Origin of the sequence: Pseudomonas graminis (assembly GCF_900111735.1) — a bacterium.
GTDB classification, from domain to species: domain Bacteria; phylum Pseudomonadota; class Gammaproteobacteria; order Pseudomonadales; family Pseudomonadaceae; genus Aquipseudomonas; species Aquipseudomonas graminis.
Map to the genome: position 1 here is coordinate 78,368 of NZ_FOHW01000021.1, position 22,829 is coordinate 101,196.

General features: G+C 61.9%; 18 protein-coding genes, 1 pseudogene and 1 riboswitch. Of the genes and pseudogenes, 5 read left to right on the forward strand and 14 right to left on the reverse strand.

Going from position 1 to position 22,829, the window contains the following annotated elements; all coding sequences use genetic code 11:
* Positions 1-91 precede the first annotated feature (91 nt).
* Positions 92-317, reverse strand: a riboswitch (cobalamin riboswitch).
* 1,048 nt (positions 318-1,365) lie between these two features.
* The 6 genes from BMY98_RS16500 to BMY98_RS16525 all read right to left on the reverse strand — a co-directional run bounded on the left by BMY98_RS16500 (position 1,366) and on the right by BMY98_RS16525 (position 6,722).
* Entirely contained in the window at positions 1,366-1,902 is a 537-nt protein-coding gene (locus tag BMY98_RS16500) for a C40 family peptidase (RefSeq protein WP_074890949.1), read from the reverse strand.
* 87 nt (positions 1,903-1,989) lie between these two features.
* A complete protein-coding gene (locus tag BMY98_RS16505; protein ID WP_074890950.1) occupies positions 1,990-2,691 on the reverse strand; it encodes a C40 family peptidase in 702 nt (233 codons plus the stop codon).
* A gap of 66 nt (positions 2,692-2,757) precedes the next feature.
* Entirely contained in the window at positions 2,758-3,531 is a 774-nt protein-coding gene (locus BMY98_RS16510) for an NAD-dependent deacylase (RefSeq protein ID WP_074890978.1), read from the reverse strand.
* 8 nt (positions 3,532-3,539) lie between these two features.
* A complete protein-coding gene (gene hda / locus BMY98_RS16515) occupies positions 3,540-4,244 on the reverse strand; it encodes a DnaA regulatory inactivator Hda (RefSeq protein ID WP_074890952.1) in 705 nt (234 codons plus the stop codon).
* A 288-nt stretch (positions 4,245-4,532) separates the two neighbouring features.
* The gene (locus tag BMY98_RS16520; protein ID WP_074890953.1) at positions 4,533-5,606 is read right to left on the reverse strand and encodes an AI-2E family transporter; all 1,074 of its coding nucleotides are present in this window, start codon (positions 5,604-5,606) and stop codon (positions 4,533-4,535) included.
* A 54-nt stretch (positions 5,607-5,660) separates the two neighbouring features.
* On the reverse strand, positions 5,661-6,722 hold the full coding sequence (locus BMY98_RS16525; protein WP_074890980.1) for a DUF2066 domain-containing protein: 1,062 nt from the start codon (positions 6,720-6,722) through the stop codon (positions 5,661-5,663).
* A gap of 331 nt (positions 6,723-7,053) precedes the next feature.
* Between BMY98_RS16525 and purM the strand changes: the two genes are divergently transcribed.
* The 4 genes from purM (at position 7,054) to BMY98_RS16545 (ending at position 10,473) form a co-directional block, all read left to right on the forward strand.
* Positions 7,054-8,112, forward strand: coding sequence for a phosphoribosylformylglycinamidine cyclo-ligase (purM, locus tag BMY98_RS16530; protein ID WP_074890955.1), 1,059 nt, complete (start codon positions 7,054-7,056; stop codon positions 8,110-8,112).
* An 8-nt stretch (positions 8,113-8,120) separates the two neighbouring features.
* Entirely contained in the window at positions 8,121-8,771 is a 651-nt protein-coding gene (purN, locus tag BMY98_RS16535) for a phosphoribosylglycinamide formyltransferase (protein ID WP_074890982.1), read from the forward strand.
* Between the two features lie 8 nt (positions 8,772-8,779).
* Positions 8,780-9,496: a DUF3108 domain-containing protein gene (locus tag BMY98_RS16540; protein ID WP_074890956.1), complete on the forward strand. Its 717-nt coding sequence runs from the start codon at positions 8,780-8,782 to the stop codon at positions 9,494-9,496.
* Positions 9,497-10,284: 788 nt separating this feature from the next.
* Positions 10,285-10,473, forward strand: a complete 189-nt coding sequence (locus BMY98_RS16545; protein ID WP_074890958.1) for a hypothetical protein — start codon at positions 10,285-10,287, stop codon at positions 10,471-10,473.
* Positions 10,474-10,546: 73 nt separating this feature from the next.
* Here BMY98_RS16545 and BMY98_RS16550 read toward each other — a convergent pair whose 3' ends face one another.
* From BMY98_RS16550 to BMY98_RS16580, 7 genes are all read right to left on the reverse strand, one after another.
* A complete protein-coding gene (locus BMY98_RS16550) occupies positions 10,547-11,089 on the reverse strand; it encodes a DUF2058 domain-containing protein (protein WP_074890960.1) in 543 nt (180 codons plus the stop codon).
* A gap of 26 nt (positions 11,090-11,115) precedes the next feature.
* Positions 11,116-11,949: a nucleoside triphosphate pyrophosphohydrolase gene (gene mazG / locus BMY98_RS16555; RefSeq protein ID WP_074890961.1), complete on the reverse strand. Its 834-nt coding sequence runs from the start codon at positions 11,947-11,949 to the stop codon at positions 11,116-11,118.
* Between the two features lie 192 nt (positions 11,950-12,141).
* Positions 12,142-14,385, reverse strand: coding sequence for a GTP diphosphokinase (gene relA, locus BMY98_RS16560; RefSeq protein WP_074890963.1), 2,244 nt, complete (start codon positions 14,383-14,385; stop codon positions 12,142-12,144).
* 156 nt (positions 14,386-14,541) lie between these two features.
* Entirely contained in the window at positions 14,542-15,897 is a 1,356-nt protein-coding gene (gene rlmD / locus BMY98_RS16565) for a 23S rRNA (uracil(1939)-C(5))-methyltransferase RlmD (RefSeq protein WP_074890964.1), read from the reverse strand.
* Entirely contained in the window at positions 15,897-16,799 is a 903-nt protein-coding gene (cysM, locus tag BMY98_RS16570) for a cysteine synthase CysM (RefSeq protein WP_074890966.1), read from the reverse strand. Before cysM ends, rlmD begins: the two co-directional genes overlap by 1 nt.
* 260 nt (positions 16,800-17,059) lie before the next feature.
* Positions 17,060-18,427 carry a sensor histidine kinase gene (locus BMY98_RS16575; protein ID WP_074890967.1) on the reverse strand — a complete coding sequence of 456 codons (1,368 nt, stop codon included), beginning with the start codon at positions 18,425-18,427 and terminating at the stop codon, positions 17,060-17,062.
* Between the two features lie 8 nt (positions 18,428-18,435).
* Entirely contained in the window at positions 18,436-19,182 is a 747-nt protein-coding gene (locus BMY98_RS16580; RefSeq protein ID WP_074890969.1) for a response regulator transcription factor, read from the reverse strand.
* Positions 19,183-19,513: 331 nt separating this feature from the next.
* Between BMY98_RS16580 and BMY98_RS16585 the strand changes: the two genes are divergently transcribed.
* On the forward strand, positions 19,514-22,267 hold the full coding sequence (locus tag BMY98_RS16585; protein WP_074890970.1) for a response regulator: 2,754 nt from the start codon (positions 19,514-19,516) through the stop codon (positions 22,265-22,267).
* A 348-nt stretch (positions 22,268-22,615) separates the two neighbouring features.
* Here BMY98_RS16585 and BMY98_RS16590 read toward each other — a convergent pair.
* A pseudogene (locus BMY98_RS16590) lies at positions 22,616-22,829 on the reverse strand (IS110 family transposase); the annotation flags it as partial.

A 22,829-nucleotide genomic window follows, 5' to 3' on the forward strand; every position in this document is an offset into this window, starting at 1 on the left:
AGGGCAGGTGTGGCAAACGGAGGGCATAGGCAAAGACTGTCAGCAGGCACCGGACATGGCCCGGCCTGCAGCAGAGCATCGCCCTCCGTGATGCTGTTCGATGGATCAGGCCGGTCTCCGGACTCATGAGTTGCCACCGACGTGGCAGGCCAGGCGCCTTCCCATGTTCAGCGAACACAGTGGCATTGTGCGTGGCCTTGACTCATTTACCGTTGCGGAGGCAGCGCCGGAATTGATCGCACGAGCAATCGCACCGGCTTCCCTGTTTCACCCTATGGACCAACGAAGTCCCGGGCACCTGAAACATGGCGCGAAGGTTAGAGGGTTGACCCCAGAGCGTCAATCAAGGGATCGCACCTGACAGGTGCATGCGAAACATCAGGTCCTGACTGGCCACTGCCTGAAACGCAAAATCGTGGGAGCCGGCTTGCTGGCGAAGGCGTCGGGCCACACGACAGTGCATCGTCTGCACGAATGCATTCGCCAGAAAGCTTGCTCCCGCAGGTTTTGCGGCCAATGCGGACGTCGGTAAGCCACGCCCCATTGTAGGAGCGCGCTTGCCCGCGAAGGCGGTGGTTCAGGCGACCGATGTGTCACAGGCAAAATCTTTCGCGGGCAAGCGCGCTCCTAAAATGATCTCGGTAACGCCCACCATCTGTGGCGTACACACAATCCGTAGATATCGGCTTGCTGGCGAAGGCGTCGGCGCAGTCAGCTCATCAGTGCGAGACGAATCAGGTCCGCCAGCAAGCTTGCTCCCGCAGGTTTAGCGGTCAATGCGGACGTCGGTAAACCACGCCCCATTGTAGGAGCGCGCTTGCCCGCGAAGGCGGTGGTTCAGGCGACAGATGTGTCACAGGCAAAATCTTTCGCGGGCAAGCGCGCTCCTACACTGATCTCGGTAACGCCCACCGTCTGTGGCGTACACACGATCCGTAGATATCGGGTTGCTGGCGAAGGCGTCGGGCCACACGACATTGCAGCGTCCGCACGAATGCATTCGCCAGCAAGCTTGCTCCCGGAGGTTTTGCGCCCAATGCGGAAGTCGGTAAACCACGCCCCATTGTAGGAGCGCGCTTGCCCGCGAAGGCGGTGGTTCAGGCGACAGATGCGTCACAGGCAAAATCTTTCGCGGGCAAGCGCGCTCCTACAATGATCTCGGTAACGCCCACAGTCTGTGGCGTACACACGATCCGTAGATATCGGCTTGCTGGCGAAGGTGTCCGCAGTCAGCTCATCAGCGCGAGACGAATCAGGTTCGCCAGCAAGCCGGCTCAGAGGGGTGTGTTTGGCGCTGACGGGGTTCGCGCCGCCGGTCGTGTGTTCGCTCGCCAACAGCGTTTGAACACATTGCCTCAGGAGCGGCTATTGCCTGGCCAGATTCGATGGCTGGATCACGCGCTTGGCGTTCAGCCAGGCTTTTTGCCAATACGGCTTGTCGAGGCTGTCGAGCTTGACCGTGCCGCCGGTGGCCGGTGCATGGACAAATCGCCCTTCCCCGACGTAGATGCCGGCATGGCTGACGTTGGAACCACCGCTGGTGGCGAAGAACACCAGATCACCGGTCTGCAATTGGCTGCGGTCGATGTCGGGGCCACGCAGGGTGATCATCTCCCGCGTCGATCGCGGCAAAGTGATGCCCGCGGCGTCGTGATAGACATAGCCGATCAGGCCACTGCAATCGAAACCCGAATCAGGCGTGTTGCCACCCCAGCGATAAGGCGTGCCAACGAGACCGATCGCGCGCAACAGGACGTCGTCGGCGAGCGGTGAAGAAAACTGGGGAGGAGCGGAAACCACAGGCCGGTAGACGACCTTGCGTGGAGCGGGCGGTGGAGTGCTGGAACAAGCGGCCAGCAGCACAGCCAGAGAGGCGACGATCAGGCGAACCGTTAACGACATAAACACGACAACCTGTGCGGGGTGCAGCTTACTTTGCCGAGAGCCGGGATTGCGCGCAAGAGGGTCAGGCCCTTTGCGCGCCCGGAATTAACGGGTTTGGCGCTTGATTGTAGTCGAGCTCATCGCGGTGGTGGTTGCAGGTACCGTTGACGATGCCGTTGCAGGCGCCATTGCCAGCGCGCGTTTGGCTTCGATGAAGGTACGGGACCAGTAGGCATCGTCCAGGCTGTCGACACGAACACCGCCACTGCGACGGCTGCTGGAATGGATGAACTGGTCATCGCCCAGGTAGATGCCCGCATGGCTGACGCGGCCGCGACCGGCGGTGCTGAAGAACAGCAGATCGCCTGGCTTGAGGTCATTGCGCTTGATGAGAGGGGCATCGATGTTGATCATTTCGCGAGAAGAACGCGGCAGGCTCATGCCGGCCTCTTCACGGAACAGATAGCCGATGAAACCGCTGCAGTCGAAGCCGGAGGTGGTCGACGTACCGCCGAAGCGATAGCGAGTGCCTATCAAGGATTTACCGCGTTCAAGGATGCTGTCGGCCAGAACCGGCAGGCGGTACGGCTTGTTGTCGGCAAATTGAGCGAGTTCGTCTTCAGTGGCGACTTCGTCATCCAGAACGGAAGAGGCGTAGTCGGCGCGTTTGCTGGCGGATTGAGCGGTGGCAGAGTCCCGGAACTGGGGGCTTTGCGACTGTTGTTGCGACGTCGGCATCTGGGCCGCGCAGCCGAACAACAGCGTAACGAGTGCGAGAGGCACGAGGGGTGCGAGGCGGTTTAGCATGTGCACGACCGTGGCTGAAGTGTAAAGAAGCCGAGACTATGCCTTCAATCGTACCCATTTGCAAATTCAATCGAAACAAATGTGACTTACGATGTCGTCCATCACTTCTAAGGCTCTACACCTCAGAAACGCATCCATGTGCGCGGAATGATCGGTCGGCGAAGGGTTTATCTCGGCAGTAAAGCCGCCCGTCACCCGAGCGCGCAGCATGGGCTCATGAATGTACGGGAAACTGGCGGTGGTTCCGATGCTGAGCACAGCGTCAAAACCTTTTGCCATCTCCTCCTGAAGCACATTCAATGCCAACTCCGGCAGCATCTCCTGAAATAACACCACCAATGGCCTCAGAACGCCACTACAGCTGGGGCAAAGGGGTGGCAGTGGTCGACTGAGATGCTCGCTCAGCTGCGGATCTTCGGCGCCACAAGATTGACAGTAGAGCGGCGCCAGTTGGCCGTGGATCTCGATCAGCCGTTCTGGCGGACTTCCCGCCGCGCGATGATAGCCGTCGACATTTTGCGTCAATACCCAACATTCCGGCTTGCGCCGCTGCAATTCAGCGATGGCGTAGTGCGCCGCATTGGGACGTCCGCCCAGGCAAGCGCTGCCCAATTGTGCGATGTACTTCCAGCACAGCGCAGGATCACGACGCAGCATCGGGCCAGACAACGCCATTTCGATGGGCAAACCATCGTCGGTCTCGCCGTTATACAGCCCACCGACACCGCGATAGGTCGGCAGGCCCGAATCCGCCGAAAGCCCTGCACCGGTGATGATCAATATCCGCGTGGCGTGGCGCAAGGCCGCTGCGGTTTGCAGGACCAGGGCCGGATCGACCACGGGCGGGCTTACCAACCGAGGGTTTCTTTCAGGAAGGGAATGGTCAGCTTGCGCTGGGCCTGGAGCGATGCCTGGTCGAGTTGTTCAAGCAGGTCGAACAGCGCGCTCATGCTGCGCTTGCCGCGGGTAAGGATGAAATGCCCCACTTCATCGGTCAGGTGCAGGCCTCGACGCGACGCGCGCAATTGCAGGGCGCGGAGTTTTTCTTCGTCGGACAACAGGCGCATCTGGAACACCAGCGCCATGGTCAGGCGCGATTTCAGGTCCGCCAGTTTGACCGGCAGCTCCCGGGGTGAGCATGACGCCGCGATGAGCAAGCGTCGGCCGCTGTCGCGCAGGCGATTGAACAAGTGGAACAACGCTTCTTCCCACTCAGGCTTGCCGACCACCGCTTGCAGGTCGTCGAGGCAGACCAGTTCATATTGCTCCAGATGATCGAACAGGCCGATGCCTTGATCCAGCAGCTCGGCCATCGGCAGGTAAACCGCCGGTTCACCCATCTGCTCGAATCGCAGGCAGGCGGCCTGCAACAGGTGCGTGCGCCCTACCCCGTTCTTGCCCCACAGATAAATGAGGCTTTCGGTCCAGCCGGCCTCGGCTTCGCACAGCCGCTCGACATAGCCGAGTGCAGCGGCATTGGCGCCTGGATAGTAATTGATGAAGGTGGCGTCATCACGCAGACGCACACTCAGGGGCAGCTGAACTGGTTTCATGCTGGCTGAACGGTTCGTGACGAACCGCCAAGGGGCCTCTGTGAAAAGTGCGCAAAGTCTATACCCGCAGGGCTGACCGCACAATGCGGCAGACCGCCAGCAAAATCAAAGGCTTGCGTAGGTGACTGGTATGACTGGGGATTACGAGGAAAAATGAACCGATCGCAGGAGCCGGCTTGCTGGCGAAAGCGTCGTGTCAGGCAACACGACGCAAATGATCAACCGGTTCGCCAGCAAGCCAGCTACAGGGTCAGGGTCCATCCTTGACCTGCGCTCTACGTCCGCGAATCAGAGATCCGGGTCGTCCAGGCCGCCGTAGATGTCCGAATCCTTGTACAGGTCATGAACATGGCGCACCAAAACCATGATCACCGCAGCCACCGGCAACGCCAGCAGGATGCCGGTGAAACCGAACAGCTCGCCGCCCGCCAGAATCGCGAAGATCACTGCAACCGGGTGCAGGCCGATGCGGTCGCCCACCAACAGCGGCGTCAGCACCATCCCTTCCAGCGCCTGACCGACCATGAACACCGCGACGATGCCCAGCATCGGGTACAGGTCGCCGCCGAACTGGAAGAAGCCCGCCAGAATCGCCGAGCCGATGCCGATGACGAAACCCATGTACGGCACGATGGCCGCCAGACCGGCAATGACGCCGATCAACAGACCCAGCTCCAGACCGACCAGCATCAGCCCGGCGGCGTAAATCACGCCCAGGGCGACCATCACCAGCAACTGGCCACGAATGAACGCGCCCAGGACTTCATGGCACTCGTCCGCCAGGGCGACGATCTTCTTCTCGCGGTGACGCGGCAACAGGCTGCGGACCTTGGCGGTCATCACGTCCCAGTCACGCAGCAGGTAGAAGCAGACCACCGGGATCAGCACCAGATTGGTCAGCCAGCCGATCAGCGCCAGGGTCGAGGTGGTGGCCTGGGACAGGACGATGCCGACGATGTCGCCGGTCTGGCCCATGTGCTCCGAGATCGCCGCCTTGACCTTGTCGAACTTCCAGAACCCTTCTGCCAGCCCGAGCTTGGCCTGCGCCCACGGCATGGCAGTGTGTTGCAGCCAGTCGAGGATCTGCGGCGCCAGTTCGTACAGCCGATAAAGCTGCTTGGCCAGCATCGGCACCAGCACCAGCAGCAAGCCCATAAAGATGAGGGTGAACAACAGAAACACCGTCACCACACTCATGGTGCGTGACAGCTTGAGTTTTTCCAGCCGGTCTGCCAGCGGGTCGCCCATGTACGCCAGCAGCAGCGCCACGAGGAACGGCGTCAGAATCGAATGCAGCAGCCAGACGAACAAACAGACCAGGACAACCCCGCCCAGCCAGAACCAACGACGCGTATCAGTCATTACTGCCTCTTTCCCCAGGATGATGTGCTTCGTGCAACGTCGTTATGAACCTGCTCACCAACGGAAGTGCAATGCGCTGTCAGAAACAGCGGGCGGCTGCGGTGCTGCCGGCGTGCCGTCCGCAGCAACGGGCGCGGGGTTAACCGGCGCGCTGGCGATTTCACTGGCTGGAACTTCCTGCAATTTCGCCAGCGCGAGCTGCGAACGCAACTGATCGGGGCTGCCGCTGACGTCGAAAGCGATGCGATCACCGTCCGCTGATTTAAGGCGACCACCGAACGGTTCGAGCAGGTGCAGCAGCAGCGCGTAACGCTCAAGATTCATGCCCTGCACATCCAGCACCATGCCCGTCGAAGCACCCGGCTTGACCACGAAGCGTGGCGCCAGACGCTGGCTCACGGCCAACAGCACGGCGTCTGCCAGTTCCGCCGAGCTGGCGCCGCTGGCACTGCCCTGCTCCATCTTGTCGCCCAGCCACAGGTGCCACTTGCCCTGCCACTGGCCGCCGTTTTCCTGCGCGTGAACCGCCAGAATCGCGTCCGAACCGTAGCGCTCGGAAGCCTCTTTGAGCGGGCCGACGTTGTTGCCGTCGAGGGTCTTGGCGTTGCCGATGCCTTGCTCGCCCAGGTCCGCCAGTGGCAGACGCAATGGCAGGCCGCGATGCTGAGCCGCGCGGCGCAAAGGTTCGGCAGAGGCCTGACCGTCGCCGACGAGATTGGCGCCGTCAGTGGCGTCATTCAGCCACCAGGCCATGATCACCGGACGGTTGGAACCCCAAAGCGACAAACCCGCCTGGCGCATGACACGTTCGGTGCTCGCCGGATCGAAATCGACCTGCAGGCTTTCGGGCGGGCCGGCGTCATAACCGTACTGACTGATGATTTGCTGAGGGTCCTTGCGCACCTCGGCAAGGCCGCCGTTCTGTACCGCCTTGGGGTCGCCGGTCAGGCGGATGACCAGGGTTTCGAGCGCAGCCTGGGTGGCGCGGGTTTTCTCGTCAGGGGTCTGGCCGCTGACGGGTTCGCGCACCTGATAAAGAGTGTTCACCGTCTCGGCGAGCGCTGGCAGACTCATCAATGAGAGACAACCCACGAACAGGCAGTTTTTTAGGCGCATGAAGGAAGGTGGACGCATGAAGGATTCCCGCTGGGTAAAAAGGCAACGCTATAAATAGCTGCATGAACTCAAGTGACCCGACTCTGACCGCAGACGCGCCCGAATCGCTCACTCAGGCGCCAACGTTACACCGGATCCTCCTGGCGACGAACGGGTGCGGTGGGATAAACCGGGTTATTTTTTCTTCACCATGTCCTGCCCGTCGGCCCAAGGATGGCCGCTTGCGCCCAACCCTGATAAAATCGCGCGCCTTCGCAGACCGGCGAGGACACGGCCCCCGCGTCGTTGCCACTCGGTCGTTACCCCGAATCCCCCCCTAAAGGCCTGGATCATGAGCAAGCAACCCTCCCTGAGCTACAAAGACGCCGGTGTTGACATCGACGCCGGTGAAGCGCTGGTCGAACGCATCAAGAGCGTCGCCAAGCGCACCAAGCGCCCGGAAGTGATGGGCGGGCTCGGGGGCTTCGGCGCTCTGTGCGAAATCCCGGCCGGCTACAAGCAGCCTGTACTGGTCAGCGGCACCGACGGCGTCGGCACCAAGCTGCGTCTGGCACTGAACCTGAATAAACACGACACCATCGGCATCGATCTGGTCGCCATGTGCGTCAACGATCTGGTGGTTTGCGGCGCCGAGCCGCTGTTCTTCCTCGACTACTACGCCACCGGCAAACTCAATGTCGACACCGCGGCTCAAGTGGTGACCGGCATCGGCGCGGGCTGCGAACTGGCCGGCTGCTCGCTGGTCGGCGGCGAGACTGCTGAAATGCCTGGTATGTACGAAGGTGAAGACTACGACCTGGCCGGCTTCTGCGTCGGCGTCGTGGAGAAAGCTGACATCATCGACGGCTCCAAAGTGGCCGCCGGTGACGCGCTGATCGCCCTGCCGTCTTCCGGCCCGCACTCCAACGGCTACTCGCTGATCCGCAAGATCATCGAAGTGTCGGGTGCCGAGATCGACACCATCCAGCTCGACGGCAAGCCGCTGACCGAACTGCTGATGGCGCCGACCCGCATTTACGTCAAACAACTGCTCAAGCTGATCAAAGACACCGGCGCGGTAAAAGCCATGGCCCACATCACCGGTGGCGGCCTGCTGGACAACATTCCTCGCGTGCTGCCTGAAGGCGCTCAGGCCATCGTTGATGTGGCCAGCTGGACACGTCCGGCGGTCTTCGACTGGCTGCAGGAGAAAGGCAACGTCGATGAGCATGAAATGCACCGCGTGCTGAACTGCGGCGTCGGCATGGTCATCTGCGTTGCGCAGGAACACGTCGAAGTCTCTCTCAATGCCCTGCGTGAAGCTGGCGAGCAGCCGTGGGTGATAGGCCAGATCGGCACCGCTGCCGAAGGCGCTGCACAAGTCGAGCTGAAGAACGTCAAGGCTCATTAATGCCTGACATGCCCCAACCCTGTGACGTGGTAGTGCTGCTGTCCGGCACTGGCGGTAACCTGCAGGCGATGATCGACAGCTTTCAGGACAGCGTGAGCCCTGCGCGCATCCGTGCGGTGATTTCCAACCGCGCCGATGCCTTCGGGCTCGAGCGTGCCGCCCGCGCGGGGATCGACACCCACGTGCTCGACCACACCGGCTACGAAGGTCGCGAGGCCTTCGATGCCGCGCTGATCGAGGCCATCGATTCGTTTCAGCCGTCGCTGGTGGTGCTCGCCGGATTCATGCGCATCCTCACGCCCGGGTTCGTCCGCCACTACCATGGCCGCCTGCTGAATATTCACCCTTCCCTGCTTCCCCTGTATAAAGGCCTGCACACCCATCAACGCGTGCTGGACGCCGGCGATGCCGAACATGGCTGCAGCGTGCACTTTGTCACGGAGGAACTCGATGGGGGGCCTCTGGTCGTACAGGCAGTTGTTTCTGTAGAGTTGCACGACACGCCCGCCACGCTGGCACAAAGGGTTCACGCCCAGGAACACCTGATTTATCCCCTGGCCATTCGCTGGTTCGCCGAAGGACGATTGACCCTCGACGAACACGGCGCCTCACTGGACGGCCAGCCCTTAGGGCCCAGCGGCCACTTGATCCGACATTAGGAGATATTATGCGTCGCGCTTTGCTCTTCGCTTTCGCTCTGTTCGCACTTCCCGCAGTTAACGCGGCCGACCTTCAACCTTTCTCCGCCAGCTACACCGCTGACTGGAAACAGCTGCCCATGAGCGGAGGCAGCGCCAGCCGCAGCCTCGAGAAGAACGCCAACGGCACCTGGACCCTGAGCTTCAAGGCCTCGATGATGATCGCCAGCCTGACCGAAGTCAGCACGATCAAAGTCGACAAGGAGCAGTTGCTGCCGCAGACCTACCACTTCGAACGTGGCGGCCTGGGCAAGAGCAAGACAGTCGATCTGGTCTTCGACTGGCCAACCAAGTTCATCACCGGTTCGGACCGTGGCAACGCGGTGAAAATCCCGCTGAATGCCGGCGTCCTCGACAAGTCCACCTACCAGCTCGCGCTGCAGCATGACGTAGCGGCAGGCAAGAAGAGCATGTCGTATCAGGTGGTCGACGGTGATGAAGTCGATACCTATGATTTCCGCGTGCTGGGTACTGAAAAGGTCGAGACCAAAGTGGGTTCGGTCGACGCCATCAAGGTCGAGCGCGTGCGTGATCCGACGCAGAACAAGCGCATCACCGTGATGTGGTTCGCCAAGGACTACGACTACCTGCTGGTTCGCCTGCAACAGGTTGAAACCGACGGCAAGGAATACAACATCATGCTGCAGGACGGCACGGTGAACGGTAAGTCGGTCAAGGGCAGTTAATTCAGCCAGCTGATTCACGCCTACATCGCGCAACATCGAACCCCGCCTACATGGCGGGGTTTTTTTGGCCGTAAAACCAGTATTGCCAGGCGAGCATTGATCTGACGGACCTCATTCCCCGGGTTGCTGCCGCTTCGCGCCAGATCGCGGGCAAGCGCGCTCCTACATTTGAACTGCGGCGTGCCTAGGTTTGCTGCTACACCTCGAACGTCGTAGGAGCGTGGCTTGTCCCGCGATCGGCTGCACAGCAGTCGTCAATCTGGCAACCCAACTTTGTCTGATGAACCGCGTTTCCCCGGGTTTGCTGCCGCTTCGCGACAGATCGCGGGACAAGCCTCGCTCCTACATTTGATCTGCGGCGTGCCTAGGTTTGCTGCTACACCTCGAACGCCTTAGGAGCGTGGCTTGTCCCGCGATCGGCTGCGCAGCAGTCGTAAAACCTAGCAACCCGAGTTTGTCTGATGAACCGCGTTTCCCCGGGCTTGCTGCCGCTTCGCGACAGATCGCGGGGCAAGCCTCGCTCCTACATTTGATCTGCGGCGTGGCGATGTTTTGTGCCGACCAACAAGCGCGCTGGCTGCGAACGACAAAATGAAAGATTCTTCATGGCCTTCAACCGAGTGTGACAAAACGCCACACACCCTTCGAATACAAGCATTTAGCGCACTGTTACGGATTCGGTAAATAACTGTTGCCGGATGTGCACGTTTACTTAGCTGGCTACCAAAAACTATAAAGAAGGCCTGCGACGTCCTGCCGCAGATATCCAAGAGTCAGGAGTTTGCACTATGACCGTAACTGTTACTGAACGCGACGACGCCCATATCTCCCACGAATCCATCGCCGATGGCATCCAGATCTGGGATGTTCGCCAACAGGACCAACTGGTAGGGATGTTTCATTACGAATCGGACGCACAGCGTTACGCAGCAGAGCTAGCTGAGCAAGAAGCAAAACAGCAGGCCAGTCATTCGTAATTTCGGAATCGCAGCAAAACAAAACCCGCCTCTTGGCGGGTTTTGTTGTTTTAGCTGAGTGAGCGACGGGCGCTTACCACATCAAATCATCCGGGATCTTGTAGGCGGCGTACGGATCGTCGCCCTCCGGCTCTTCGGTCGGGGCGCTGAGCATGACGATGCGGCGCGGGTCGCGCTCCTGCACCTTGAGGGCCGCTTCGCGTGGGATCACCTCGTAAGTACCGCCGTGGTGCACGATGGCCAGCGCACCGCTGCTCAGCTTGCTGCGCATCAGGGCGTTGACCGACAGGCGCTTGACCTTCTTGTCGTCGACGAAGTTGTAGTAGTCCTCGGTGGTCAGCTTCGGCAGGCGCGTGGCTTCGATCAACTGCTTGACCTGGGCGGCACGGGCTTTCTGCTCGATCTTTTCCTGCTGCTGACGATTCAGTTCCTGGTCGCGTTTGGCTTTCTCCGCCATCGCTTCCTGGGCAGCGCGCTGGCTGGTGTCATCCGCCACCGCCTGGCCCTTGTGCACCAGACGCTGTTCCTTCTGCTTGCTCTTGCTGGCCTGCTTCGCCTGTTTCTCATTGACCAGGCCGGCTTTCAGCAACTGGTCACGAAGGGAAATACCCGCCATCTGTCTTCTCTCTCTAAATAGTCAACTCAACCGCAGTTGGGCGTGATCTTTTCCTGGCGCTTGGCTTCGCCCCAGAGCGCATCCATCTCTTCGAGGCTGCAATCTTCGATGGGGCGCCGGGTGTCGCGCAAGGCCTGTTCAATAAATCTGAAGCGCCGCTCGAATTTGGCATTGGCGGCGCGCAGGGCATTTTCCGGATCGACCTTGAGGTGTCGGGCCAGATTGACGGCGGCAAACAGCAGATCGCCGACTTCTTCGGTGATGGCCGCGCTGTCATTATCAGCCATGGCTTCAAGGACTTCGTCGAGTTCCTCACGGACGTTATCGACCACCGGCAACGCGTCCGGCCAATCGAACCCGACCTGAGACGCACGCTTCTGCAATTTCGCCGCTCGAGACAACGCCGGCAGTACATTTGGCACATCGTCGAGCAGGGAAAGCTGCTCCGGCGCGCTGGCCTTTTCGGCGCGCTCCTCGGCCTTGATCTGTTCCCACCGATGCTTGACCTGCTCTTCGCTGAGACGCGGCGTTTCCAGCGGCGCGTACAGATCGCCGGTCGGGAACACGTGGGGATGACGGCGAATCAGTTTGCGGGTGATGCCGTCGACCACGCCGTCGAACTCGAAACGGCCTTCTTCCCGGGCCAGCTGGCAGTAATACACCACTTGAAACAGCAGATCGCCAAGCTCACCGCGCAGGTCATCAAAGTCGCCACGCTCGATGGCGTCGGCCACTTCGTAGGCTTCTTCGAGGGTGTGCGGCACGATGCTCGCGTAATTCTGCTTCACGTCCCACGGGCAACCGAATTGCGGATCGCGCAGACGGGCCATGAGCGTTAGGAGGTCTTGGAGGCTGTACATGGGGGTCTCTCTTCGTTCACAGCTGTAAGCGACAAGCCACAAGCTTCAAGTTATCCGCGTACGGCTTGATGCTGATCGTTCCCACGCTCTGCGTGGGAATGCCCGCCTGGACGCTCTGCGTCCCACGAGTGACGCGGAGCGTCACGGACTGCGTTCCCACGCAGAGCGTGGGAACGATCAACCGCCGTAAAATCAAGGCGTTCTGTTACGCCGCGTTTCGATGATGTTCGGCAGTTGCGAGATGCGCCCCAGAAGACGACCCAGCGCGTCCAGGCCCGGGATCTCGATGGTCAGCGACATCAGCGCAGTGTTGTCTTCCTTGTTCGAGCGGGTGTTGACCGCCAGCACGTTGATGCGCTCGTTGAGCAGGATCTGCGAAACGTCGCGCAGCAAGCCCGAGCGGTCGTAGGCGCGGATGATGATGTCCACCGGGTAGGTGAGCACCGGCACCGGGCCCCAGCTGACCTGAATGATCCGCTCGGGTTCGCGCCCGCCCAGTTGCAGCACCGAGGCGCAGTCCTGACGGTGAATGCTCACGCCGCGGCCCTGGGTGATGTAACCGACGATCGCATCGCCCGGCAGCGGCTGGCAGCAGCCGGCCATCTGGGTCATCAGGTTGCCGACGCCCTGGATCTGAATGTCCCCGCGCTTGCCCGGTTTGTAGCCCGTAGCCTTGCGTGGAATCAGCTCCAGCTGCTCGTTGCCCCGCTCCGGCTCGACCAGTTGCTGAGCCAGATTGACCAGCTGCGCAATGCGCAGGTCCCCGGCACCGAGGGCCGCGAACATGTCTTCGGCGGTCTTCATGTTGGCCTTCTCGGCCAACTTGTCGAAATCCACCTGGGGCAGTGCCAGACGCGCCAGCTCGCGCTCCAGCAGCACCTTGCCGGCGGCGACGTTCTGGTCGCGCGCCTGCAGCTTGAACCAGTGCACGATCTTCGCCCGCGCCCGGGACGTGGTGATGTAACCCAGGTTCGAGTTCAGCCAGTCGCGGCTCGGCGTGCCGTGCTTGCTGGTGATGATCTCGACCTGCTCGCCGGTCTGCAGGCTGTAGTTGAGCGGGACGATGCGGCCGTTGATCTTCGCGCCACGGCAGTTGTGGCCGATCTCGGTGTGCACGCGGTAGGCGAAGTCCAGCGGCGTCGCACCCTTGGGCAGGTCGATCGCGTGACCGTCCGGGGTGAACACGTAGACGCGGTCGGGCTCGATGTCGACGCGCAGCTGTTCCGCCAGCCCGCCGATGTCGCCCAGCTCCTCATGCCACTCAAGGACCTGACGCAGCCAGGAGATTTTCTCTTCGTAGTGATTGGAGCCGGATTTGACGTCGGTGCCTTTGTACTTCCAGTGCGCGCAGACGCCGAGCTCGGCTTCTTCGTGCATGGCGTGGGTGCGGATCTGCACTTCCAGCACCTTGCCTTCCGGACCGATCACCGCCGTGTGCAGCGAGCGATAGCCGTTTTCCTTGGGGTTGGCGATGTAGTCGTCGAATTCCTTGGGAATGTGCCGCCACAGGGTGTGGACGATGCCGAGGGCGGTGTAGCAATCGCGCATCTCCGGCACCAGCACGCGAACGGCGCGAACGTCGTAGATCTGGCTGAATTCCAGGCCTTTGCGCTGCATTTTTCGCCAGATCGAGTAGATGTGCTTGGCCCGGCCGCTGATGTCGGCTTTGACGCCGGTGGCCAGCAGCTCGTTCTCAAGCTGGGACATCACGTCGGTGATGAAACGCTCGCGATCAAGGCGACGCTCGTGCAGCAGCTTGGCGATCTGCTTGTACTGCTCGGGCTCCAGGTAACGGAAAGACAGGTCCTCCAGCTCCCATTTGATATGACCGATGCCCAGCCGGTGGGCCAGCGGCGCGTAGATGTCGAAGACTTCCCGGGCGACGCGGTTGCGCTTTTCATCGTCGGTGTTCTTCACCGCCCGGATAGCGCACGTCCGTTCGGCCAGCTTGATCAGGGCGACACGCACGTCGTCGACCATGGCCACCAGCATTTTGCGCAGGTTTTCGACCTGGGCCTGAGTGCCGAGCACCAGCGATTGACGCGGGCTGAGACTGGCGCTGATCGCCGCCATGCGCAGCACGCCGTCGATAAGCTTGGCGACGGTGGGGCCGAAGCGCTGGTTGACGTCGGGCAGCGAGATCTTGCCTTCGCGCACGCCGCGGTAAATCACGGCGGCAACGAGGGAATCCTGGTCGAGCTTGAGGTCGGCCAGGATTTCAGCGATCTCCAGGCCCGTCTGAAAACTCGACGTGCCCTCCGCCCAGAGGTTCTTGGCGGCGTTGTCCTGTTGCTCGGCGTGCCGGGCAAATTCACAGGCCTCTTTGAGAGCCTGTCGGTCCACTGCGAGGTCGACGCTGACCACGTGATCCAGCCACGCGTCGAGGTTGATACTGCCGTCTGTGTTGATCGGCTGGTGTGGTCTCACCTGTACCATGTTGCTTACCTTCCCTACGGCGCGATGAAATGCGCCATCAGTCGCCGGCCTTCTTGAGCGCGTGCACCTTGCGGGCCATGCAAAGGCGTGTACGCGCGGGCCAGTCGGATTAAACGAGACTCCGTGTAAGGCATCGGCATTTCCTGAGCCGCCGCCTCACTTGCTCGCTTCAAATAACGCCATCGCCTCGACATGCGCTGTCTGCGGGAACATATCGAGGATTCCGGCACGTTTTAAACGGTAGCCCTGCTTGATCAATTCAACCGTGTCGCGCGCCAGCGTTGCCGGATTGCACGACACATAAAGGACGCGCTGAGCGCCCAGCGACGTGAGCTTGCCCACTGCTTCGAACGCACCGTCACGCGGCGGATCGAGCAGCACTGCGGCGAAACCTTCCGCCACCCAGGCCGCCTTGTCCAGTGGCTGCGAAAGATCGGCCTGATAAAACGTCACGTTGCTTAAACCGTTGCCGGCGGCATTGGCCGTCGCACGCTGAACCATGGCCTCGACGCCCTCCACTGCCACCACCTCGCGCGTCATTTGCGCCAGCGGTAGGGCGAAGTTACCAAGCCCGCAGAACAAGTCCAGCACTCGTTCGTCCTTGCCCGGCGCGAGCCAGGCCAGGGCCTGCTGGATCATCGCGGTGTTGACCTGATCATTGACCTGCACGAAGTCGCCAGGGCGATACGCCAGGGACAGATTCCACGGCTCCAGGCGGTAGCCCAGTTGCGCGGAGGGGTCGACCGGTTGTGGCTCGCCTTCGCCGTGCAACCACAGCTGCGCGTCATGGGTTTCGCAAAATCCCTTGAGGATTGCCAGATCACTTTCAGGCAACGGCGCGGTGTGCCGCAGCAGCACGGCAATGGCCGAACCGCTGAACAGCTCGACATGCCCCAGCGCCTGAGGTTTGCTCAGGCGACGAAGCATGGGCGCCAACGCCATCATGATCGGTTGCAAGGCCTGTACCAGCACCGGGCATTGTTCGATGGCGATGATGTCCTGACTCGCTGCGGCGCGGAATCCGACGTCCAGGCGTTTGGCCCGCACGTCCCAGCGCACGGCAACGCGGGCGCGGCGGCGGTAGGCGTATTCATCGCCGGTCAGGGGCGCGGCCCATTCCTCCGGCTCGACCCCGGCGATGCGGCTCAATTGCTCGGCGAGCATGCTCTGTTTCAGGGCGAGCTGTTCGGTGTGGGGCATTTGCTGGGTGCTGCAACCGCCGCAACGGCCGAAATGCGGGCACGCGGCCGGGCGGCGCATGGGGCTGGCCTGGAACACGCGCTCGGTACGGGCTTCGACCACTTTGCCGTGGGCATTGAGTACGCGGGCCTCGACCTCTTCGCCGGCCAGACTGCCCATGACAAACCAGGTACGGCCGTCGACGAAACCGATGCCGCGACCGTCGTTGGCCAGCCGCTCGATGGTCAGGCGTTGTTTTTTACCGGTGGGGACCTGCGGGGTCCGGGTGCCGCCGCTGGGCTGGAAACGCAGGCCTGCATCACGCTTGGCCATCAGTTGGGCGCATCGTAGACACCGGTCGACAGGTAACGGTCGCCGCGGTCACAAATGATCGCGACCATCACCGCGTTCTCGACTTCTTGGGACAGCCGGAGCATCCCGGCCACCGAGCCGCCCGACGACACGCCACAGAAAATACCTTCTTCCCGCGCCAGACGACGCATGACGTCCTCGGCTTCGGCCTGGCCCATGTCCAGAATCCGATCGACGCGGTCGGCTTGATAAATGCTCGGCAGGTATTCCTGAGGCCAGCGGCGAATGCCCGGGATCGAAGCGCCGTCCATAGGCTGGAGGCCGACGATCTGGATGTTCGGGTTCTGTTCCTTGAGGAAACGCGAGGTGCCCATGATGGTGCCGGTGGTGCCCATGGAACTGATGAAATGGGTGACGGTGCCGCCGGTCTGCCGCCAGATTTCCGGGCCGGTGCCGACGTAATGGGCCTGGGGATTGTCGCCATTGGCGAACTGGTCGAGGACTTTGCCGTGGCCTTGGGCCTGCATGCGCTCGGCCATGTCACGGGCGCCTTCCATGCCCTCTTCCTTACTGACCAGAATCAGCTCGGCGCCATAGGCGGTCATGGCTGCCTTGCGCTCGGCGCTGGAGTTGTCCGGCATGATGAGAATCATGCGATAGCCCTTGATCGCCGCGGCCATGGCCAGGGCGATACCGGTGTTGCCGGAGGTGGCTTCGATCAGGGTGTCGCCGGGGTGGATCTGCCCGCGCTCTTCGGCACGGGTAATCATCGACAGCGCCGGGCGGTCCTTCACGGAACCGGCCGGGTTATTGCCTTCGAGCTTGAGCAGCAACGTGTTGCTGGTGTTCCCGGCCATGCGTTGCAGACGCACCAGCGGGGTGTTGCCGACGCAATCGGCGATGGTTTGATACTGCAGGGTCATGGCGTGTTCGCGATCCAGACGTGCGGAGGTCGCCCATCATACCGGCAATCGCTGCCAGCCCATATCACGCAAAGTGAGGTGGTTATCGCTGAATGGAATAAGGGGTGTCCTTGGGCTTGTCTGGGCCGGGTACTGCCCCCTGTAGGAGTGAGCTTGCTCGCGATTGCATTCAGGCCGGCAACATTTAGCTCACAGACATTCCGCATCGCGAGCAAGCTCACTCCTACAATTCGGGTTGGTGACCAGATCCAACCGCGACATCAGGCCTGCCTCGCCGGCAACCGCATGATCATCTTCAACCCTTGCCCGGTGTTCTCCGCCCACAAGTCCCCGCCCTGCAGCCGCAGGGAGTTGCGCGCGATGCTCAGGCCCAGGCCGAAACCACCGTCGCCGGGGCGGGCGCCGTCCAGGCGAATGAACGGCGCAAATATGCGCTCGAGATCGTCCTCATCAATCCCGCCGCCCTGATCTTCCAGCCACAACAGCCAGTCGTCCCCTTCCCGGCGACCGTCAAGGCGCACGATGCCCTTGGGTGGCGAGTGGCGGATGGCGTTGCGCAGGATATTTTCCAGCGCCTGGGCCAGGGTGTTGAGATGGCCACTGACCCAGCACTCGCTGTCCAGATCGCAGCGCAACTGACGTGACGGCCAGCAGGTTTCGAAACAGGCGTCATCCACCAGCATCTCCCACAGCGCCACCACCTGAATGTCCTCGCCGGGCAGTTTTTCCCGCTCGGTGTCGAGCCAGGCCAGCTGCAGAGTGTCATCCACCAGACGGCGCATGCCATCCACCTCCCGGCTCAATCGCTCGCGCAGCTCTGGCAAAGTTTGCTCGCTGTCGCACGCTACCCGCAGGCGACTCAGAGGCGTGCGCAGTTCGTGGGAGAGATCACGCAGCAACTGCTGCTGAACCTGCACCGTCGAATGCAGGCGCGCGGCCATGTGATCGAAGGCGCGGTTCAGCTCACCCAGCTCATCACGGCGCTCGGTCATTTGCGGCGACAGCCTGCTGGTCAGCCGATCGGCGCGCCATGCGTTGGCCTGTTCGCGCAGTTGATTGAGCGGGCGAATCAGCAGGCGATACAGCCCGACGCACAGCAACAGGGTGAACAACGCAGGAATCAGCCCGTTGGTGAGGATTTGCCCGATCAGCGCATAACGCCCCGGTTTGAAGCGCTCGGGCAGTTCAATGACCAGGCTGCCCGCGTCAGGGTGGCCGGGAAAGGCGATCTTCAGCCAGGGCACGGTCTTCTGTCGCGTGCTCATGGGCCAGTCGATGCCGCGCATGAACGTCAACCGCTGGGCCTGCTCGCGGGTCAGTGGCGTACTGGCGAGTGATTGCAAATCGCTGCCGATGACCCCGACCCAGCCGGTTTCCTGCTGACGGACCTGCTTCAGCCATTCGTCGATGCCGCGCCGGCTTTCCTTGCTCCACGCACGCTCGGCCTGCGCCGCATAGTGGTTCAGCACCTGATGGGCCTCAGCGTTCAGATAGGCGTTGCGGGTCTCGATGTAGCGGCCCCAATACCAACTGAGCCAGATCATCAGCAGGCAGAAGCCGACCAGCAGTACGGCGAGTTTCCAGAACAGCGAATGCCGGCCGGGCAGTCGTTTGCGTGATTCAGGCATTCAACACCTCAGGCATCCGCCGCCACCGCGGTCAGCACGTAGCCTTTGCCCCAAACTGTGCGCAGCTGTCGCGCCTGATAGCCGACGGCCTTGAGCTTGCGGCGAATCTGGCTGATGTGCATATCCAGGCTGCGGTCGTGCCGGGAATAGCCGCGCTGCAAAACGTGCTGATAAAGGAAGGCCTTGCTGAGGACGTCTTCGGGGTTGCGCCACAGGGTTTCCAGCAGGCGGTACTCGCTGCCGGTCAATTGCGCCGGGGTGCCTGCGAAGAAAACGTCGCAGCGGCGCTCGTCAAAGGTCAGGCCGTCTTCGTCGGCTGTTTCGGCGCTGGCCTCGGGCTCGGTCGCTGCCAGGGCGTGAAAGCGTCGTTCCAGCTCGACCCTGCGCAGGATCGCCTCAATGCGCACCCGCAGCTCATCGACGCTGAAGGGTTTGGGCAGGTAGTCGTCGGCGCCGTTCTGGAAGCCGGTGATTCGGTCGGCCTCGGCGCCCAGGGCGGACATGAGGATGATCGGCACGGTGTGGCGGCGGCGCAGGTGGGTAAGGATGTCGAGGCCGTTCATGCCCGGCAGCAGAATGTCCATCAACACGACATCGAAGGGTTCGCGTTGCGCGCAGGCCAGCCCTTCGACGCCGTTCTGACACCAGGTCACCTGAAACCCGCAGCGATCGAGCTGATCGTGAACGAATGCGCCGAGCACGACATCGTCCTCGATGGCGAGTATGTGGGGGCGGTGGATGCTGGCGGGAGTCATTGGCGTCTGCGACTGATTCTCAAGACGCGGATTATTCAAGATTGCGCGCGGCGGAGCAATGCTGGCCTGCCGGCGATGCGTTCTTTAGTAGGACCGGCTTCAGCCGGGAAGAGGCCCGGTTGGGCACCATCAAATTTCGCGGCATGACCTCCAATGCCTTCCCGGCTAAAGCCGGTCCTACGAGGGGAGTGTCCAGTTCCATCAGCTGTGCACGCGTCGGTCGCACTGTGTGCACGAAGCGCAAATGACTACACTGCGCAGTGGTTGCGCGTCACACGCTGCATTGGCGCAGCGGTTGCCTGAATTCTTGCCGGGTTGTTGGAGAACAAGTGTGCTGAAAAAAGTGGGCATCAAAGGCCGCGTCATGCTGCTGACCTTGCTGCCGGCGTGCCTGATGGCGGCGTTGCTCGGCGGTTATTTCACCTGGATGCAGCTCAGCGAGTTGCAGACCCAGTTGCTCAAGCGTGGCGAGATGATTGCCAACGAGCTGGCGCCGCTGTCCGCCGGCGCGCTGGCCAGCGGTGATCAGGCCATGCTCGAACGCATCGCCGGACAAGTGCTGGAACAGGCCGACGTGCGCGCGGTGTCGTTCCTTGATGCCGACCGCGCGATGCTGGCCCACGCCGGGCCGAGCATGATCAACCAAGCCCCCGTCGGCAACAGCACGCACATGCTGCAGCGCTCGGAAAACGACGCCACCCGCTACCTGATGCCGGTGTTCGGGCGCAGCCGTCATCTGACCGGCGATGTGGTCCCCGCCGAAGCCGATCGCCTGCTCGGTTGGGTCGAGTTGGAGCTGTCGCACAACGGCACCCTGCTGCGCGGTTATCGCAGCCTGTTCGCCAGCCTCATCCTGATTGTCATCGGCCTCGGCCTGACCGCCATGCTGGCCCTGCGCATGAGCCGCACCATCAACGGCCCGATCACCCAGATCAAACACGTCGTCGCCCAGCTCAAGGACGGCAACCTGGAAGCGCGATTGCCGCCCATGGGCAGTTACGAACTGGACGAACTGGGTTCGGGCATCAACCGCATGGCGGCGACGCTGCAGAACGCCCAGGAAGAATTGCAGCACAGCATCGAGCAGGCCACGGAAGACGTGCGCCAGAACCTGGAAACCATCGAGATCCAGAACATCGAGCTGGACCTGGCGCGCAAGGAAGCCCTGGAAGCCAGCCGGATCAAGTCCGAGTTCCTGGCGAACATGAGCCATGAAATCCGCACGCCGCTCAACGGCATTCTCGGTTTCACCCACCTGTTGCAGAAAAGCGAACTGACCCCGCGTCAGTACGATTACCTGGGCACCATCGAGAAATCCGCCGACAACCTGTTGAGCATCATCAACGAGATTCTGGATTTCTCGAAGATCGAAGCCGGAAAGCTGGTCCTCGACGCGATCCCGTTCAACCTGCGCGACCTGTTGCAGGACACCCTGACCATCCTCGCCCCCGCCGCCCACGCCAAACAACTGGAGCTGGTGAGCCTGGTCTACCGCGACACGCCGCTGTCGCTGGTGGGCGATCCGCTGCGTCTGCGACAGATTTTGACCAACCTCGTCAGCAACGCCATCAAGTTCACCCGCGAGGGCACCATCGTGGCGCGGGCGATGTTGGAGGAGGAACACGACACCACGGTGCAGTTGCGCATCAGCGTGCAGGACACCGGCATCGGCCTGTCCAGCCAGGACGTGCGCGCGCTGTTTCAGGCGTTCAGCCAGGCGGACAATTCACTGTCGCGGCACTCCGGCGGCACCGGGCTGGGGCTGGTGATTTCCAAGCGGCTGGTCGAGCAGATGGGCGGGGAGATCGGCGTCGAGAGCACCCCAGGGGAAGGTTCGGAATTCTGGATCAGCCTGACGCTGCCGAAAACCCGCGACGACCTCGAAGACCTGCCCGCCCCGCCGCTGCTGGGCCGTCGCGTGGCGGTGCTGGAGCATCACGATCTGTCGCGCCAGGCGCTGGAACATCAACTGGAAGACTGCGGCCTGCTGCCGATGGTCTTCAACAACCTGGAAAACCTCATCAATGGCGTGACGGTGGTGCATCAGACGCCCCACGCCATCGACATGGCCGTGCTCGGCGTCACCGCCCACGAGTTGCCGCCCGAGCGCCTGCGCCAGCAAATCTGGGACCTGGAAAACCTCAACTGCAAAGTGTTGGTGCTGTGCCCGACCACCGAACAGGCGCTGTATCAGTTTTCCGTGCCTGACGCCTATAACCAGTTGCAGGCCAAGCCGGCGTGTACGCGCAAATTGCGCCGCGCGCTGTCGGAATTGATTCAGCCCAAGCAGTTGCGCAACGAGGTACCGGAGCCGCTGTCGAGCCGGCCGCCGCGCATTCTCTGCGTGGACGACAACCCGGCCAATCTCCTGCTGGTGCAGACCTTGCTCGAAGACATGGGCGCCAAGGTCAAGGCCGTCGACAGTGGTTATGCGGCGGTGCAAGCGGTGCAGGATGAACCCTTCGATCTGGTGCTGATGGACGTGCAGATGCCGGGCATGGACGGGCGTCAGGCGACGGAAGCTATTCGCAGTTGGGAGAGCGAGCGTCAGGCCACGTCGCTGCCGATCGTTGCCCTCACCGCCCACGCCATGGCCAATGAAAAACGCGCGCTGCTTCAGAGCGGCATGGACGATTACCTGACCAAGCCGATCAGCGAACGCCAACTGGCGCAAGTGGTGCTGAAATGGACCGGGCTGGCGCTTCGCAATCAGGCGCCGGAGCGGCAGATCGAGATCGCCCAGGGTGGCATCAACCTGCAAGTGCTTGATCACGAAGAAGGGCTGCGGCTGGCGGCGGGCAAAGCCGATCTGGCGGCGGACATGCTGGCGATGCTGCTGGCCTCCCTCGCCACTGACCGCGAAGCCATCCTCACTGCCCGTGAGGCCAGGGACAACGTCGCGCTGATCGAACGCGTCCACCGCCTTCACGGCGCGACCCGCTACTGCGGCGTCCCGCAACTGCGCGCGGCGTGTCAGCGCAGTGAAACCCTGCTCAAGCAAGAATCGGCGGACAGCGACAAGGCACTGGACGAATTGGAGAAGGCGATCAACCGCCTGGAAACCGAGGCGCGTGTGAGTGCTTGATCGGGGTCACTGACTTGTTGTTCTGTGAGGGATAGGCTGCGGGCGTCCCCGGTCTGCCGAGTGGTCTGTGGGAACCGGCTTGCTGCGGGCCGCGATCGGACGAACGCGGTGGGTCTGAAACGGAGATGTCGACTGACCCACCGCGTTCGCGGGCAAGCGCGCTCCTACAGGGGATCTCGGCAAAGCAGGCAATCGTCGGCGTACACAAAATCCGTAGATATCGTCTTGATGTCCCGACTGCAACCCCAGCAGCGCGTTAGCGCTGCTGCTTTCTAGCAGGCAGGCGGGTGCCTCCGCAGCCCACGCGGCAGCGACAACCTTGCCATCCAAGTCCTGGTCGATCAGCCTTCAAGCGGCCAAAGCAATTCCAGGGTCGAATGGCTTGTTGCTCTTAAGCACGCCATAGATCAGGTGCAACATCTTGCGCATCACTGCACAGATAACTTGCTTGGGAGCCTTTCCGTTCGCCTTCAATCTCTTGGCGAACTCGCTCAGCACCTCATTGTGTTGAATTCCTACGATCGCGGGCATGTAAAGGCCGCCCCTGAGCCGCGACGAGCCG